Consider the following 16,776-nt stretch of genomic DNA (forward strand, 5'->3'; position numbering starts at 1 on the left):
CCTATCAATTAATAGTTTATTCTGTAACTTGGCTAACTTGATTAATCATCCCTACACCAGGTGAAAATACAGCATATAAGAATTTTTGTAGTTCAATAATAGGTGCAGATGCAACGTAAACAATATCATTATTTTGAATTTGAAAATTTTTCATTATGAAAAATGAATTAGGATTAGTTAAGTCTATTTGAAAAACGGTTGGAATCGTTTCTTTCTTATCATTGACTAATAAGTTATCTTGATATCTAAATACAAACACACCCTTTGCATTTGCCTTATTGTCATTTAAACCACCAATGCGACCGAGTGCTTGAGATAAATTAATTCCTACAGCTTCAAAAGCTACTTCTTTAGTTGCTCCTGTGGCACCCATTGAAATAAAAGAGCTTGGCTTATTAACTAATGTAATTACATCATTCTGTTGAAGTTGAATATTAAATTGAGGATTGGATAAAATTAAACTTAAGGGGATTTGGCTATTTTTTTTATTTCTAGTAACTTGTATTAATGTATCTTTAATATCGTACATATTGTTACCTAACATGGCAACAGCATCTAGTAATTGCTCTCCCTTAGCTGTAAGGGTCATTTTTCCACTAAACTTGTCCCCAATAACAGTAACTGTTGACGATCTTTTTTCTAACACAGTAATAATGATTTGGGGTCTATTAGCAATACCTGATAGTTTTTCGACTATCTCATTTTGTACTTGCGAAGGATTTTTATCATCAACTTTTAGAACTCCTACAAATGGTAATGAAATAAGTCCCTTTGAATCAACAGTTACTATTGGCAAATCCGTCAAACCAGTTCTTGGTGCACCTGTATCACTTGAACCTGTAAATAATATTGCCGGTGGAGTTTCAATAATTGAGATTTTTAGACTATCCCCTTTTCCGATTCGATCAACTTGTTGAACTTGATTTGTTGTTTCATTGATAAATTTTATAGGGATTTTGGATGAGTTAATATCTTTAGTAAAATTGATTGAATCATTTAGATCGACTAAGTTAACTTTACTATAAATGTCATCTCTTTTGGAATCCTGCTTATTTATATTTTTTATTGAAGAAAAGCTGGGTCCAGAATGCGGTAAAACTGAACAACCACTCAAAAATATGGCTAGTGCTATTGGAAGAAGAGACGGTAATTTCAAAATAAATTTCCTTATGCATCATTTCTTATATTTCTTATTTTTTATTATAAAACAGATAATTTTAGTATAAAAGTATTTTGTGGTGGAGACCCTATCAGCCACATCTCACACACATATTTTTTACTTTGGCTGCTTCCTTCCGGACCTGACCTGATGAGCAAAAAAATGTTGCAAGAGGACCCATAGAGCCTCCATAGGAAAGATTATATTATGCTTTAATTATGAAATTATTTCAATTATTATTTTGTTATACCATATCCAACCGACCTTTCCTTAATCTAAATTTTAAAGAAAGGCGATTGTAATAAGAGTATAGAATTTAATCCTACATAATAAACTATAGTGCTAAATTCTTTTCTACTCGCTCTCTAAATTTAATACCTGGTCTAAATGTAACAACTCGACGAGCTGAAATATCCACACTTTCACCAGTTTTAGGATTACGACCAGGGCGTGAATTTTTATCACGTATAGCAAAATTACCAAATCCAGATAATTTCACTGGTTCCCCTTTTTCTAAAGCCACTCGAATCTCTTCAAAAAAAAGTTCAACAAGGACTTTAGCTTCTTGACGATCAATATTAAATTTTTCGGTAAGACGATCTGCAATATCAGCTTTAGTTAATGTCATAGTTATTATTCTCTTAATAGGGCTTTAAAACGATTTTGTAAGGCAGTAACACACTTGCTTACAATGTTTGTTATATCTTCTTCTTCAAGTGTACGTGATTTGTCTTGTAAAATCAAACTGATAGCGAGACTTTTTTGATCTACATCGATGTTATCACCTTGATAGACATCAAATAGATTAACTTTCACAAGTTGCTCCCCTCCAGCTTGTTTACACACTGAAATAATTTCTGCTGCTGGAATTGTATTTGAAACAATAATCGCTATATCTCGTTTGTTTGACGGATATTTTGAAAGGTCTTTGGCAACAGGCACCTTTTTAAAGTTAATTTTAGCTAAATTTATTTCAAAAACAAGCGTTTTACTATTTAAAGATAATTTTTTTTCGATTTCTGGATGCAACACACCCAAATAACCAATAACCTCTTCATTTAGATTGATTGCTGCACTTTGTCCTGGATGTAAAGCTGGTAATTCTGCTCTGTTAAATTGGACTTGTTCATCACAACCTAAGAGTGAGAAAATTGCTTCAAGGTCCCCTTTTAGATCATAATAATCAACGCTCTTTTTAGGTAATTGCCAATGGTCTTCATATAAATTACCAGTAATAATCCCAGAAAGCATCAATTCTTGACGTACACCGAACTCACATTTTTCATCTGGTATAAAACGTAAGCCTGTTTCAAATAGTCGTATGCGAGATTGTTGTCGATTTTGATTATAGAGTACTGCATTTAATAATCCTGACCACAGTGATAAACGCATCGCAGACATTTCACTGGAAATTGGATTTGGTAGAGTAATTGCCGTTTCATTCGGATGAAGAATGTGCTGAATTTTAGGATCAACAAAACTATAGGTTACAGCCTCTTGATAACCACGATCAACCAATAACTCTTTTATCCGGCGTAATGATATATTACTTTCAGGTTTTGGTTGCATCACAGATTCAATTTTCATATTTGCATTCGGAATGTTGTTATATCCATAAACGCGAGCAACTTCTTCAACTAAATCTTCTTCAATTTGTAAATCAAAACGCCAGCTAGGTGATTTAACGATCCAAATATCGTCTTGATAGTCTACTTCACAACCAAGTCGAACTAAAATATCCGTTATTTTTTGTGTTTCAATTGTATAACCTATGATTCGATCAATTCTGTTACGGCGTAACTTTATGGTAGCTTGTGAAGGTAATCCACTTTGATTTGTAACTTCAATAACTGGTCCAACCTCCCCTTTACAAATATCAACTAATAATTGCGTCGCTCTTTCCATTGCTACAAATTGTAATTCTGGATCCACACCTCGTTCATAGCGGTGAGAAGCCTCGGTATGTAGACCATATTCTCGAGCTTTACCGGCAATTGCTAATGGTGCAAAATAAGCGGACTCAAGAAAAATATTTTTTGTGGATTGTATTACACTTGATTTCTCACCGCCCATAATTCCTGCAATTGCTAATACTTTATTATGATCAGCAATAACTAAAGTTTTATCATTCAATTTAACTTCATTGCCATTAAGTAATGTGATTTCTTCGTCTTGATGAGCATAACGAACAATAATGCCTTTTTCAATTTGGTCTAAATCAAACGCATGCATTGGGTGACCAAGTTCTAGTAATACATAATTAGTAATATCGACAACGGCATCAACTGAACGGATTCCACCACGACGCAACTTTTCTTTCATCCATAATGGCGTAGTGGCATGGATATTGATGTTTTTGATCACTCTTCCTAAGTAGCGAGGGGCTGCTTTTGGAACATCTATTTGAATTGAGACGGTATCAGAAATTGACGCAGGTACCTTTTCTACTTTAAGCTCCTTCATTGGTATATTGTTTACAGCTGAGATATCTCTAGCAACACCAACAATACCAAAACAATCGGCACGATTTGGTGTAACACTTATATCAATCATCACATCGTTAAGATTTAAATACTCTCGAATATCTTCTCCTAACGGTGCATTATTAGGTAATTCAATAATACCATTATGATCATCAGCAATACCTAATTCAGAATAAGAGCACAACATTCCTTCTGAAGGTTCACCACGGAGTTTTGCAGATTTGATTCTGAAATCTCCTGGTAAAACAGCCCCAACAGTTGCGCAAGCAACCATTAAACCTTGACGGCAATTTGGTGCACCACAAACAATATCAAGTAATTCATCTTTACCAATGTCCACTTTAGTTACACGAAGTTTATCTGCATTAGGATGTTGTTTACATTCAACAACTTTTCCTATTACAACGCCAATAAAATCCCCTGCAACCTTTTCCATGTCATCAACTTCTAAACCAGCCATCGTTAATTGGTCGGCTAGCATTTTGCTACTAATTTCTGGATTGATCCATTCACGTAGCCAACTTTCACTAAATTTCATGTTTTGATCTCCAGAATTAATTAAATTGCTTTAAAAAACGTAAATCGTTTTCAAAGAAAGAACGCAAATCAGTGACACCGTAACGTAACATTGTTAATCTTTCAATTCCCATGCCAAAGGCAAAACCACTATAAACTTCAGGATCAATACCAACATTACGCAATACATTTGGATGAACCATTCCACATCCAAGTACTTCCAACCATTTACCATTTTTAGCTTTAATATCAACTTCTGCAGAAGGTTCAGTAAATGGGAAATAGGCTGGTCTAAATCTTATTTCCATATTATCTTCAAAAAAGCAATGAAGAAAATCATGTAACAAACCTTTTAAATGGGTAAAACTAATTTCTTTATCAACTAATAATCCTTCCATTTGATGGAACATTGGAGTATGAGTCTGATCATAATCATTACGGTAGGTTCTACCTGGAGCAATGATTCGTATTGGCGGTTTTTGATTTTCCATAGTTCGAATTTGAACAGTTGAAGTTTGAGTACGTAATAAACGTTTTGCATCAAACCAGAATGTATCATGATCAGCACGAGCAGGATGGTGAGCAGGAATATTTAATGCATCAAAGTTATGATAATCATCTTCTATTTCTGGTCCAGTTTCAACAGCAAAGCCTAGTTCTCCAAAAAAATCAACTAACCGATTGATTGTTTTTGTCACTGGATGTAATCCACCCAACTCAAGTGATTTACCTGGTAAGGTAATATCAATTGTCTCATTTGCAAGTTTTGCGTCTAAGATTTGACGCTCTAAAAGATTGCGTTTTTGATTTAATATTTCGACAACTTCTTGTTTTGCATCATTTATTTTTTGACCTACTGCTGGGCGTTCTTCGGCAGGAACATCACGTAAAGAAGCCATCTGCAATGTAAAATAGCCTTTTTTACCAAAATATTCCACTCTGATCTGTTCGATCGTATTAATGTCGTTAGCATTTTCAATAGCGGATTTGGCATTGCTTACCAGTTCAACTAATTGAGACATACAGTTCTCCTGCTTATTGTTCATTACATAAAAAAAGCCTCTCCTGAGGCTTTTATAATTATTTTTCGTTTTTCCTTTGCCTCACGAAAGAATATTTTTAATGACGCTAAAAAAGAAACGAAAAACAACTAATTTCATAATTACTTAACTCTTAAATCATATTGTCGATAAAATGATAAAAGCCGAGATAACTCGGCTCTTATAAAGCTATTTTAATGCAGCTTTTGCTTTTTCAACCAATGCAGCAAATGCATTTTTGTCAAATACAGCAATATCAGCAAGGATTTTACGATCAATTTCAATTGAAGCTTTCTTTAATCCATTGATAAAACGGCTATAAGAAAGACCACATTGACGAGCAGCAGCATTAATACGAACAATCCATAATTGACGGAATTGACGTTTACGCTGACGACGGTCACGGTAAGCATATTGTCCAGCTTTAATTACTGCTTGGAAAGCTACACGATAAACACGTGAACGAGCTCCATAATAACCTTTTGCTTGTTTTAAAATTTTCTTGTGACGTGCACGAGCAATAACACCACGTTTAACACGAGCCATAAACTATATCCTCTAATTAATTAACCAATAAATTAAGCGTATGGAACACACGCAGTAACTAAACCTAAATCGCCTTTTGACACGGTAGTCAAACCGCGTAAATGACGTTTACGCTTAGTTGATTTTTTGGTTAGGATATGGCTTTTGTTCGCTTGCTTATGCTTAAAGCCACCAGAAGCTGTTTTTTTAAAGCGCTTTGCTGCGCCTTTTACAGTTTTAATTTTAGGCATTTTATTAATTTCCACTTCGCATTGTTAATAAAAATAAAATAATGGTGTAATTTTTAGAAAACTAAAAAATAACTTGCAAAACCATTACTTCTTCTTCGGCGCTAACACCATTACCATTTGACGACCTTCAATCTTAGTTGGATAAGATTCAATAATTGCCAAATCAGCTAAGTCTTCCTTAATACGATCAAGCATCTCAGTACCTAACTGTTGGTGAGCCATTTCACGTCCACGAAAACGGAGCGTGACTTTAGCTTTATCGCCATCTTCAAGAAAGCGAATCAGGCTGCGGAGTTTTACCTGATAGTCGCCTTCATCTGTACCAGGTCGGAACTTAATTTCCTTAACCTGAACAACCTTTTGCTTTTTCTTCTGTTCTTTTGTTGCTTTACTCTTTTCATAGAGGAACTTGCCATAATCCATAATTCGACAAACAGGTGGCTCTGCATTAGGGCTTATTTCGACTAAATCTAAAGTTGCTTCTTCCGCTTGTTTTAAAGCTTCTTCTAAGCTTACTATACCGAGCTGCTCACCATCGACGCCGGTTAACCTCACCTCACGAGCAGTAATTTCATCATTGATCTTATGTGCGCGTGTTGACTGAATACGTTTACTGACTTTAATATCTCATTCCTCCAAATTAATTTATCGTTAATCCATCTGTTCCAATGAACGACTATGAATTTCATTAAGCAACAATTCTATAACATGTTTCACTTCAAAGCTACCAAGATCTTTACCTTGACGAGTTCGAACTGAAATTGTTCCTGATTGCATTTCTTTGTCTCCACAAACAAACATATACGGAACACGTTTTAGAGTATGCTCCCGAATTTTAAACCCAATTTTCTCATTTCTCAAGTCCGCTTTTGCTCTAATTCCAACTTTTTGCAATTGCTCGGTTAATTGTTTAGCATATTCAGCTTGATTATCCGTAATATTTATTACTGCAACTTGCAAAGGAGCAAGCCATGTTGGGAAAAAACCTGCACAATTTTCGGTCAATATTCCCATGAAACGCTCCATGGAACCTAAAATTGCTCTATGGATCATTACTGGTGTATGACGTTCGTTATCTTCACCAACGTAGGTCGCATCTAGACGCTCAGGTAGCATAAAATCAAGTTGAACTGTACCACATTGCCACGCTCGCCCTAAACAATCATGTAAAGTAAATTCAATCTTTGGTCCATAAAATGCACCTTCGCCAGGTAAATATTCAAATTCAATACCATTTTCAGTTAAACATTCCGCTAAATCTTTTTCAGCTAAATCCCATGTTTCATCTTTACCAATACGTTTTTCTGGGCGAGTTGATAATTTCACAGTAATATCTATAAAACCAAAGGTACGGTAAGTATCATAAACCATTTTAATACAACTATTTACCTCACCTCGAATTTGCTCTTCCGTGCAGAATATGTGCGCATCATCTTGGGTAAAGCCACGAACTCGCATTAGACCATGTAGTGAACCAGAAGGTTCATTACGATGGCAACTACCAAACTCAGCCATACGTAAAGGCAAATCACGATAAGATTTTAGTCCTTGATTAAAAATTTGCACATGACCTGGGCAGTTCATTGGTTTAATACAATATTCACGATTTTCAGATGAAGTAACAAACATTAATTCTTTATAGTTGCCCCAATGACCTGTTTTTTCCCATAATACGCGATCCATCATAAATGGACCTTTTACTTCTTGATAATTATATTCTTTTAGTTTGGTACGAACAAAAACTTCTAGTTCACGAAATATAATCCAACCATCATTATGCCAAAATACCATACCTGGTGCTTCTTCTTGCATATGATAAAGATCTAGTTGTTTACCAATTTTACGGTGATCCCGTTTTGCTGCTTCTTCTAAAAATTGTAAATAACTATCTAGTTGTTTTTTATCCGCCCAAGCTGTGCCATAAATGCGCTGTAACATTTTATTATCACTATTACCACGCCAATAAGCACCAGCGATTTTTTGCAGTTTAAAATGATGACAAAAACGCATATTCGGAACATGCGGTCCTCGGCACATATCAATATATTCTTCATGATGATAAAGAGCTGGTGTTGAATCCTTAGAAATATTTTCGTCTAAAATGGCAATTTTATATGGTTCACGACGTTCCCAAAATACTTCTCTAGCGCGTTCCCAGCTTACAACTTCCTTTTTTACTTCATAATCTTTTTTTGCTAATTCGTGCATACGTTTTTCTAAAGCATCAAGATCTTCCTGAGTTAAAGAATGGTCTAAATCGATATCGTAATAGAAACCATTGTCAATAGTGGGACCAATCGCCATTTGCGTGTTAGGCCATAATTGTTTAATAGCATGACCTAATAAATGGGCACAAGAGTGACGAATAATCTCTAAACCGTCTTCATCTTTGGCTGTAATAATCGCCAATGTTGCATCCTCATCAATTACATCACAGGCATCTTTACGTTGACCATTTACACGCCCAGCAATACACGCCTTAGCAAGCCCTGCTCCAATACTTTGTGCAACTTCTAGAACAGTCACTGGTTTATCAAATTGACGTTGACTTCCGTCAGGAAGAGTAATAATTGGCATAATAAATCCTTATAACAGTGGTGCGCCACACGAAAGCGCACATGTGTAAATATTGCATATAAAATAATAGATCGCGTATACTACCATTTATCATAAGGATTTCAAATAAAAATAGTAACCTTATTAATATTAATAATGAATCTCTTTCAGTATACTGAAAGAGATAGTTAAAATAAAACTTTTGGACAAAATTTGAATACTAAAACGTTTTAAATGCTTTATGATTCATTACTGTTTAAGTTAAATTATTTATTGATACTATTATGAACATTTGGATCGATGCTGATGCATGCCCTAACCCAATTAAAGAAATTTTATTTCGAAACGCGATTCGTAAATCAATCAATACGAAGTTAATTGCTAATCAATGGTTAAATATTCCCTCTTCACCTTTTATTACTAGATTACTAGTGGAAAATGGCTTTGATAAAGCGGATAACAAAATTGTCGAACTTGTTGAACTCAATGATTTAGTTATTACATCAGATATACCATTAGCATCCGATGTATTAAAGAAAGGTGCTTTTGTTCTTACGCCTAGAGGTGAAATTTATACTTTAGATTCAATTAAAGAGCGACTAGTGATGAGAGATTTTATGGAAACACTGCGAGCAAGTGGAATCCAAACTAAAGGACCTGCTCCATTTTCATATAAGGATCGCGAAAAATTTGCTAATCAACTTAATTTTTTAATTAATAAATTAACTAGATAAAATTATATCAATAATTTAAAAAATTTATCGTTAATCATTTTATAAAGTTATATTTTTAGAAATAATTCTCTACTCTTAAAGGGCTTTGAACCTACGTAAGGTTTTAAAGCCATTCGAGTAAAACGTTTAGCGGCTTTTAATGTATCAGGACTATTAAAAACACGGTTTCCTAAAGCCAATACCTGTTCACCAGTGAAACTGGTACTATTTCTTAATAAACTACTGATAAATCCATTTTCGGATTGATATTGATAATACATTGATTCAACAATATCATCACCTGTTACGCTACAATGAAAAAAATCTACGTGATAACCTAAATTTTCTAATAATGAAAGTTCAAAAATACGCAGTACATTCTCAGCAGGAATTTGTTGTGCCAGTTGTTGCAAACTTTTTAAATAATCGTCAAAAAGTGTTGGCATATCAGTATCTGCAATTAATACGCGGTGTAATAATTCATTTAAATAAAAAGCGCTATATAATGAAACCGAAACTAGTGGTAAAGTGAGTGACATCGCTTCTACCTGACGCAATATTTTTATATTACCCTTGCCAGAACATTGTACAATTAAAGGGGTAAACGGCTGTAAAAGGCCTTTTAAAGTAGAATTCTTTCGTCGAGCTCCTTTAGCTAAAACGGTTATTTTGCCTCCACTTTCAACAAAAAGATCAACGAATAAACTGCTTTCAGTTTGAGTACGAGTATGCAAAACAAATGCTCTTTGCCAATTTTCCATGCAGAACCTTTATTTAGATTGTTGTTTTTTTGATTAATAATTTTATCTGAACAAAAAAAAAGTAATTTTATGAAATTTAACCTGAAATTATGATAAAAATCCGATATAATCAAATGATAACAATAGGATTATAGGATAAATAAAAGACAAGCTATGGAACTTTTTTCAATAATTTTACTTCTCGTATTAATTGTATCACTTTCTGGTGTCGTTGTTAAAATGTTACCAATTCAAATACCTTTACCGCTAATGCAAATATTATTAGGTTGCATTCTTGCCGCTTTTGGTGTTTACGTAAAATTCGATCCAGAACTCTTTCTTGTTTTATTTATACCTCCCTTACTGTTTGCTGATGGTCGAAAAACATCAGTAAAAGACTTTGTATATAATTTCAGAGAAATTGTTGGATTAGCACTTGTATTGGTGGTTATCTCAATTATCGCTTTAGGTTACATTCTTCATTGGATGTTACCAAATGTCCAATTAGCAGCAGCCTTAGCCCTCGCAGCTGTCTTATCACCTACCGATGCTGTTGCCTTGAGTGGTATTGTTGGTAAAGGTCGTATAGACAAAGAAAAAATGGAAATTATTGAAGGTGAAGCATTAATGAATGACGCTTCTGGTCTAGTTTCTTTGAAGTTTGCGATTGCAATTGCAACAGGACTGCTTGAATTTAATTTATGGCAAATTAGTTTATCTTTTTTTGTCGTTGCTATCGGCGGTTTAGCGGTTGGTGTTTTATTTACTTGGTTATATGCAAGGATTTTACGTAAAATAAATAAGCTTACTAATAATGACCCAGCAATCCAAATCGTATTATTATTCTTACTACCATTTGCGGCTTATATTATTGCTGAAGAATGTCATTGTTCCGGCATTTTAGCAGCTGTAAGTGCCGGTATGACCGTTAATCATTCTGGTATGATGCGTAATGCACCTTTGACAACACGTTTACAATCAGATAGTGCATGGTCAATGTTAACTTTTGTATTTAACGGATTTGTTTTTGTTCTGTTAGGTATTCAACTGCCTAGTATTTTAAATAACACTTTTGCTGAAAATCAAACAGATGCGTCAATTGAGTTATGGCAATTATGCTTTATTGTTTTATTTGTTTTTATCGTGTTAATGGGAACAAGATTTGCTTGGCTTTGGGCGATGAAACAGATGCCAACTATGCCATTTGGGACAAAACGACCTTTAGCATTTAGGTCATATACAAACCGCGATCTATTAATTTCAACTTTCGCTGGTGTTCGTGGAGCAATTACTTTAGCTGGTGTATTATCCATTCCAATGACTATTGCTGGACGATATCAATTGGTCTTTATTGCTACAGGAATTATCTTAATTTCATTGATTGTCGCGGTCGTGATATTACCTATTTTATTACGAGGAAGTGTAATTTTAGATAATTCTAAACAAGACAATGAAATTTTAACTGTGAAAGGACAAATGGCAGAAGAAGCTATTGTTAGTCTTGAAAAAATGCAAAACAATTTACTGCAAGAAACATCTGAAGCGGGTTTAGATCAAGAGATAATCCACGAAGTTGGCTCACGTGTTATTGGTTCATTAAGACGTAGAACAGGTCTTAAAGATTTAGAACAAAAAGCACTAGAAGCTGAGAACCTTGAAAGACGTATGCGCTTGGTTGCAATTGGTGCAGAACGTACAGCATTATTACAAATGAAAATTCGTAATGAAGTAAGTGAAGAAACTTTCGAACATCTAAACACTGATTTAGATATTTATGAGAAAATGATCTCTGGAGATGTGTAAATGATAGAAAGCCAGCATAATTTATTAGGAAAAATACATACAACATTTGTGGATAAAGCACCTCAAGTGTTAGGAATTACCTTACGCTGTATTCCTTTTAATTTAAAAAAACAAGTTATTGAACAATTGTTACAAATACAGTTTAAACATTCACTTGAGGATGGTGATCTTGATTTTTTAGAAAATCGCTGGCTTAAAATTCAAGTTACGGATCTACAATTAGTATGGTTTGTTAGTCTAATCGAGAATAAATTAGTTGTCAGTCGAGAGGAAATTGCTGATGTAAGCTTTATTGGCAATGCGAATGATCTAATAATGATTGCTACTAGACGTCAAGACCCTGATACTCTCTTTTTTCAACGTCGATTAATTGTTGAAGGTGATACTGAGCTTGGTCTCTACGTTAAAAACTTAATGGATTCAATTGAATTAGAATCTATGCCTAAACCGCTCAGAATAACTCTTGAAAAGTTAGCAAACGTAATTGAGAGTGCACCAAAAGAATAAAAATTATCGATTATTCATAATAAAAAAAGGAATGTTATCAATTCATTCCTTTTTTATTTTTCAACCAAATTGATATTCAATTTTAACTAAATTAAATTAAAGCTCTTCATTGTTTTCTATATCCTAATAATAATCTTTCAATTTTAATCTATTTGCATTTTTTATGTGATCTTTCGTATAACACAAAATTTTTTAAATAATAAAATGATCAATTCTAAATGTTGATTCTAACTAAATATTGAGAGATTAATCACAATTAACAAAATATTCATTTCCTATTTAAATCCAGTAGAGCTAAATTGTGAAAATAAATAGCAATTACACAAAATAAATTATGGTCAATTTTAAGAAAAAACTATTCGTTTTACTTATAATTCCTTCTTTAGGGTTCTGTCTTGATTTTAATAATAAAAATGAATCGAATTACATTATTAATCATTTCAAATTTAATGATGGCAATACAATGCCAAAATTATCAATACATTATATAACTCTTGGAAATCCAGAAAATAAGCCAGTTTTAATATTACATGGAACTACTGGTAATGGAGAATCAATGTTAAATGATAGTTTTGGCCATGCTTTATTTGATAAAGGAATGCCATTAGATGCAGAAAAGTACTTTATTATTCTTCCTGATGCTATAGGTACAGGACAATCATCAAAACCTTCGGATGGTATGAAAGGTGATTTTCCACATTATGATTATGCGGATATGGTTAATGCACAATACCAATTAATAAAAAATGGATTAAAAATAGATCATTTATACCTTATTATAGGTAATTCGATGGGAGGAATGAATACTTGGAAATGGGTTACAATGTATCCTGATTTTATGACTGCTGCAGTACCAATGGCAGCAACCCCTGCCCCTATGTCTAGTCGAAATTGGATTATGAGAAAAATGGTTATTAATGCTATTAAAAGCGATCCAAATTGGAAAAATGGATTTTATGATAAGCAGCCTGAAAATTTTCAAACAGTATATAATTACTACAATATAGCAACCAACGGAGGTGATATTGCTTGGCAAAATAAGGCATATAGTACCGCAAAAGCAGAAGAACTATTAGCCAGTAGATTAAAAGAACGCATTACAATGGATACTAATGATTTTTTATTTCAATTTGATGCAGCAAGAAACTATGATCCAACTAAAGATTTAATTAAAATTAAAGCACATGTATTAGCAATAAACTCAGAAGATGATGAAAGAAACCCACCGACTGTTGGTCTGATGGAAAAAGCCCTAAAAAAAATTCCTCATGCTCATTATGTATTAATACCTGCAAGTAACGAAACCAGTGGGCATAGTACCACCTTGTCGGCTAATTTGTGGAAAGATCATTTAACTCAATTTTTAAAAGAATTAGAAGAGAATAAATAGATCAAATTTTAAATGAAATGGATGATAAACAATTAATACTTTTAGAGATAATACTTTTATAGTGATGTTGTACTTTTAATTTAAAGTTACAACGTCACAAATATTTTATTGGTTTATACAAAATTTTTAATTTAAGTAAATGATCTATCACCAAATACCCATAAATAATAAAAAATCTTTATCCACCATAATTCTTATTTGCATAAATGGCCCCTACCATAGCGAAGCTCATTTATTAAATAGAACTTTTTTCTTACATTGGAATTAACTAATATTTCATGAGATTACTAGATTCACAAATTTTCTATAATTTCATCACATTTATATAAATACTTAGTCAGATTAATTCAGATTAATAATGTGATGCCGAGCGTGATAAATCACGCTCAAATTAAGTGATAATTAACTATTTTGTATTTTTCATCATATGAAAACAAATTACAAATATTAAGCTTTAATTTGTAAAATGTATTTTTGTAAACTTTCTAACTCGGATTTTGTGTCGTATGTGTAAATCCGAATTTCATCAAAACGTTCAGTGTCATTAATTTCCAATTCGTGAGAATTTTCATTTGTTACTACTGTTTTCTTTAGTTCACCAGCTAAATAATATTCAATATGATATTCAACAGTTTCTGGTTTATCAATATTGCCCTCATTATATGCAATGAGATTATCTTGTTGTATTTCTTTGTTTCTATGTAACCATGTTAATACTATTGTTTCTTGTTCTTTTAGTGTTATTGTCTCTGTAATAACACCATTAACCTGTAAATTAGCTGGAGGGTATGGTCGTGCGGCTCTTGCGTTAAATTTTAGTGCTCGAATAGGAGCTTTATTTGCACTGAGTGTTCCAGTATTAGTTTGTGTTAACTGTTGAACATAAGCAACTTCACCTTTTAAATATTCAATGCCGTCCGTTTCAAATAGGCTATCAAAAAACCAGATAAACGAATCTTTACTATGTGTTTGTGGTAATGTGTCTGCACATCCCCTTGCTATTGTTACGGTGCCATTTAACTCATCAAATGCATCAATTCGAATGATTTCATTACCAATAATAGCTGCGCTGCCAATTGAAACATCTGTCATATTTTTGTTAAAAATCACGCTTAATTGTGTATCTACTTTACTTAACTGACGTTTACTTATTAATACCGCACTTGGTGTAAAGTCACATGTTCCTTTTATTGTAAAATCAGCCCCTTCAGTTGCCGTTTGTAATAAATAGTTAATTGACTGTGAATTTGGCTGAGCAGAAACTAGGAGCATATAGCCTGACTCGTTATTAACATCATGATTTGATAACTGGCTCATTGCAAAATAGGGAGATTCGAATAACATATAATTTTCAACTGGCCTTGGTGTTGTATCTTGAACTAGCCCTGTTCCAGATTGATTACCACTGTTATAAACTGTATCTGCCAATCCAAAAACATCCTGAATTGCGGTGATTTCAATCATTCCATCTTCGTGCTCGTTAATAGAGCCAACCCGCATGACCATATCTTTGATATCCCTGTCTGGCAGTGATACCCGAAAACAATCAGCAGGAGTTAATATTTCACCGCGGCGATCAAACTGAATTGTTAAACGCCTTAAACCCGCAATTCCAGATTCCAGTTCTCGCTGTGCAACACGTGCAGCCAGCTCAAATGTGGGTAGTGCTTTATATTCAATAGAGCTACTGATTAAACCAACAGCTTGAATTGCACCTAAATTTTGTGCCCGAACTTCACTATCCTCGTTCGTTACTGGATTATGCCATTTTACGGCAATTTCATTTGGTACATTATCGGAAGCGCTACTATCGTCGTCCTGTACCACTAAAATACCATTATCATAATTAAACAATGGTAAATCTTCTTTTTTGTAATTATCACGAATCAGTTTTAGTTTAATTTTTCCTGTTGTTAAATCGGCATATTGTACTGCGCCTATATGATCTAACACCTGCTGTATAAATGTATCTAATCCATCTTGTCGATTGTAACGAAAGCATAAACCGAATTTTTCACTATATAGAATATCAGCAGCAGTTTTAAATGAATCTAAATCAAAATCCTCATATAGTTGCAATCCTCGTCCCCAATCATTGTTAGTTCCGCACTCTATCAAAATATGCGCAGGATTCATTGCATGAATAGTTCTTAAATTGCTATTTATTCCATTATCTTTTTCATGAATTGTTGATGTATCATCATATAACATGATGATACATTTCTCTGGGTACCATACTTCGTTATTTGACCAACCTTGTGTTGTACGTCTGACTCTATATTTCCACGGTTTTGGACTTGCTGAATAAGCACTAATTAAACCGTCAAAGAACGTCGTAACCATGCCCCGAAAACCAGGCACAACGCCGCCCAGTAAATTTTTTACACGACTAGTTGGCTCCTGATCTGCATTACCCATTGCAATTTCAAATATGCCTTTAATTCCACCTTCACCACCAACATTAGTACCACCAAACAAATTCGGCTTATCAATATAAATTGATTTGCTAACAGTGACTTCATTTGCTTTACCTGCAAAAACTGTTTTATCATCAGCAGTAATGGCAACTAACTCATTAATCGGTCCACGCCCAAGGCCTGACTGAATACTGAAGTAGTATTTATAGCCAATAGTTGTTTTCTTTTTTTTACTGCCCATACTTACCTCTTCTGTACTCTTTGTTTTGCCAGTTCAACAATACGAATAGCTAACGCATCACCTGTACTTAAAATTGTTTCGCTATCAATCCCACCATTTTGAACAAAATCATTAAAACTCAGTTTATAGTGTTTAAACCAAGCTTTTAGACCCCACGCACAACCACCTCCTCGGCGAATATCGGCCATAGTTATCCATATACTATTTTCTAATTGCTTCATAACGATAATTTCCATAAGCCAGCACAAACCAATCCGCAGTCCAACAGTCACCAAAAAACACACACTGTGGTGTTCCTTCTGTTGGCTGAGGATAATCAAAGTCATCAAACGTTGCTGCATTAACCTTATTATTATGTTTTTTGGCTAATGCTTGATTTAGAAAATAGGATGCAACCAGTACAACAACAAAACGCGCAATCGCCCACCACATAAT

Annotated in this window: 16 protein-coding genes and 1 other RNA gene; 4 read left to right on the top strand and 13 right to left on the bottom strand. The window is 33.8% G+C overall.

Annotated elements, in window-relative coordinates; genetic code table 11:
- Positions 1 to 16: 16 nt before the first annotated feature.
- The 9 genes from J3U13_RS09415 to thrS all read right to left on the bottom strand — a co-directional run bounded on the left by J3U13_RS09415 (position 17) and on the right by thrS (position 8,551).
- The gene (locus tag J3U13_RS09415; RefSeq protein ID WP_267341704.1) at positions 17 to 1,156 is read right to left on the bottom strand and encodes a polysaccharide biosynthesis/export family protein; all 1,140 of its coding nucleotides are present in this window, start codon (positions 1,154 to 1,156) and stop codon (positions 17 to 19) included.
- An 89-nt stretch (positions 1,157 to 1,245) separates the two neighbouring features.
- Positions 1,246 to 1,341: signal recognition particle sRNA small type (gene ffs, locus J3U13_RS09420), an RNA gene on the bottom strand.
- 152 nt (positions 1,342 to 1,493) lie between these two features.
- Positions 1,494 to 1,787, bottom strand: a complete 294-nt coding sequence (locus tag J3U13_RS09425) for an integration host factor subunit alpha (RefSeq protein ID WP_267341705.1) — start codon at positions 1,785 to 1,787, stop codon at positions 1,494 to 1,496.
- A 5-nt stretch (positions 1,788 to 1,792) separates the two neighbouring features.
- Positions 1,793 to 4,180: a phenylalanine--tRNA ligase subunit beta gene (gene pheT / locus J3U13_RS09430; protein ID WP_267341706.1), complete on the bottom strand. Its 2,388-nt coding sequence runs from the start codon at positions 4,178 to 4,180 to the stop codon at positions 1,793 to 1,795.
- 16 nt (positions 4,181 to 4,196) lie between these two features.
- Positions 4,197 to 5,180 (bottom strand): phenylalanine--tRNA ligase subunit alpha, encoded by a 984-nt coding sequence (pheS, locus tag J3U13_RS09435; protein WP_267341707.1) that lies wholly within the window; start codon positions 5,178 to 5,180, stop codon positions 4,197 to 4,199.
- Between the two features lie 207 nt (positions 5,181 to 5,387).
- Complete coding sequence (gene rplT / locus J3U13_RS09440; protein WP_267341708.1) at positions 5,388 to 5,744, bottom strand: 50S ribosomal protein L20; 357 nt, start codon at positions 5,742 to 5,744, stop codon at positions 5,388 to 5,390.
- Between the two features lie 32 nt (positions 5,745 to 5,776).
- Positions 5,777 to 5,974: a 50S ribosomal protein L35 gene (gene rpmI, locus J3U13_RS09445; RefSeq protein WP_034945602.1), complete on the bottom strand. Its 198-nt coding sequence runs from the start codon at positions 5,972 to 5,974 to the stop codon at positions 5,777 to 5,779.
- Positions 5,975 to 6,058: 84 nt separating this feature from the next.
- Entirely contained in the window at positions 6,059 to 6,598 is a 540-nt protein-coding gene (gene infC, locus J3U13_RS09450) for a translation initiation factor IF-3 (RefSeq protein WP_416380218.1), read from the bottom strand.
- 27 nt (positions 6,599 to 6,625) lie between these two features.
- The gene (gene thrS / locus J3U13_RS09455; RefSeq protein WP_267341710.1) at positions 6,626 to 8,551 is read right to left on the bottom strand and encodes a threonine--tRNA ligase; all 1,926 of its coding nucleotides are present in this window, start codon (positions 8,549 to 8,551) and stop codon (positions 6,626 to 6,628) included.
- A gap of 263 nt (positions 8,552 to 8,814) precedes the next feature.
- On the opposite strand from thrS, the gene J3U13_RS09460 reads away from it, so the two are divergent.
- Positions 8,815 to 9,264: a YaiI/YqxD family protein gene (locus J3U13_RS09460; RefSeq protein WP_267341711.1), complete on the top strand. Its 450-nt coding sequence runs from the start codon at positions 8,815 to 8,817 to the stop codon at positions 9,262 to 9,264.
- Between the two features lie 47 nt (positions 9,265 to 9,311).
- On the opposite strand, the gene recO is transcribed toward J3U13_RS09460, so the two are convergent.
- Complete coding sequence (recO, locus tag J3U13_RS09465) at positions 9,312 to 10,004, bottom strand: DNA repair protein RecO (protein WP_267341712.1); 693 nt, start codon at positions 10,002 to 10,004, stop codon at positions 9,312 to 9,314.
- A gap of 153 nt (positions 10,005 to 10,157) precedes the next feature.
- Between recO and J3U13_RS09470 the strand changes: the two genes are divergently transcribed.
- The 3 genes from J3U13_RS09470 to J3U13_RS09480 all read left to right on the top strand — a co-directional run bounded on the left by J3U13_RS09470 (position 10,158) and on the right by J3U13_RS09480 (position 13,683).
- Positions 10,158 to 11,786, top strand: a complete 1,629-nt coding sequence (locus J3U13_RS09470) for a Na+/H+ antiporter (protein ID WP_267341714.1) — start codon at positions 10,158 to 10,160, stop codon at positions 11,784 to 11,786.
- Complete coding sequence (gene ubiT / locus J3U13_RS09475) at positions 11,787 to 12,293, top strand: ubiquinone anaerobic biosynthesis accessory factor UbiT (protein WP_267341715.1); 507 nt, start codon at positions 11,787 to 11,789, stop codon at positions 12,291 to 12,293. It begins immediately after the preceding gene.
- A gap of 334 nt (positions 12,294 to 12,627) precedes the next feature.
- Positions 12,628 to 13,683 carry an alpha/beta fold hydrolase gene (locus J3U13_RS09480; protein WP_267341716.1) on the top strand — a complete coding sequence of 352 codons (1,056 nt, stop codon included), beginning with the start codon at positions 12,628 to 12,630 and terminating at the stop codon, positions 13,681 to 13,683.
- A gap of 447 nt (positions 13,684 to 14,130) precedes the next feature.
- Here J3U13_RS09480 and J3U13_RS09485 read toward each other — a convergent pair whose 3' ends face one another.
- From J3U13_RS09485 to J3U13_RS09495, 3 genes are read right to left on the bottom strand one after another with little or no spacing between them, the layout of a single operon-like run.
- A complete protein-coding gene (locus tag J3U13_RS09485) occupies positions 14,131 to 16,341 on the bottom strand; it encodes a phage tail protein (RefSeq protein WP_267341717.1) in 2,211 nt (736 codons plus the stop codon).
- A gap of 2 nt (positions 16,342 to 16,343) precedes the next feature.
- Positions 16,344 to 16,562, bottom strand: a complete 219-nt coding sequence (locus J3U13_RS09490) for a hypothetical protein (protein WP_267341719.1) — start codon at positions 16,560 to 16,562, stop codon at positions 16,344 to 16,346.
- Positions 16,543 to 16,773, bottom strand: a complete 231-nt coding sequence (locus J3U13_RS09495) for a hypothetical protein (protein WP_075508847.1) — start codon at positions 16,771 to 16,773, stop codon at positions 16,543 to 16,545. Before J3U13_RS09495 ends, J3U13_RS09490 begins: the two co-directional genes overlap by 20 nt.
- Positions 16,774 to 16,776: the final 3 nt, after the last annotated feature.

It is taken from the genome of Gilliamella sp. B2887 (assembly GCF_026537015.1).
GTDB lineage: Bacteria > Pseudomonadota > Gammaproteobacteria > Enterobacterales > Orbaceae > Gilliamella.

Bases quoted from the DNA above. Each gene is read 5' to 3' on its own strand.
- J3U13_RS09425 (WP_267341705.1), bottom strand. From the start codon at position 1,787: ATGACATTAACTAAAGCTGATATTGCAGATCGTCTTACCGAAAAATTT.
- pheT (WP_267341706.1), bottom strand. From the start codon at position 4,180: ATGAAATTTAGTGAAAGTTGGCTACGTGAATGGATCAATCCAGAAATT.
- pheS (WP_267341707.1), bottom strand. From the start codon at position 5,180: ATGTCTCAATTAGTTGAACTGGTAAGCAATGCCAAATCCGCTATTGAA.
- rplT (WP_267341708.1), bottom strand. From the start codon at position 5,744: ATGGCTCGTGTTAAACGTGGTGTTATTGCTCGTGCACGTCACAAGAAA.
- rpmI (WP_034945602.1), bottom strand. From the start codon at position 5,974: ATGCCTAAAATTAAAACTGTAAAAGGCGCAGCAAAGCGCTTTAAAAAA.
- thrS (WP_267341710.1), bottom strand. From the start codon at position 8,551: ATGCCAATTATTACTCTTCCTGACGGAAGTCAACGTCAATTTGATAAA.
- J3U13_RS09460 (WP_267341711.1), top strand. From the start codon at position 8,815: ATGAACATTTGGATCGATGCTGATGCATGCCCTAACCCAATTAAAGAA.
- recO (WP_267341712.1), bottom strand. From the start codon at position 10,004: ATGGAAAATTGGCAAAGAGCATTTGTTTTGCATACTCGTACTCAAACT.
- J3U13_RS09470 (WP_267341714.1), top strand. From the start codon at position 10,158: ATGGAACTTTTTTCAATAATTTTACTTCTCGTATTAATTGTATCACTT.
- ubiT (WP_267341715.1), top strand. From the start codon at position 11,787: ATGATAGAAAGCCAGCATAATTTATTAGGAAAAATACATACAACATTT.
- J3U13_RS09480 (WP_267341716.1), top strand. From the start codon at position 12,628: ATGGTCAATTTTAAGAAAAAACTATTCGTTTTACTTATAATTCCTTCT.
- J3U13_RS09485 (WP_267341717.1), bottom strand. From the start codon at position 16,341: ATGGGCAGTAAAAAAAAGAAAACAACTATTGGCTATAAATACTACTTC.
- J3U13_RS09490 (WP_267341719.1), bottom strand. From the start codon at position 16,562: ATGAAGCAATTAGAAAATAGTATATGGATAACTATGGCCGATATTCGC.
- J3U13_RS09495 (WP_075508847.1), bottom strand. From the start codon at position 16,773: ATGTGGTGGGCGATTGCGCGTTTTGTTGTTGTACTGGTTGCATCCTAT.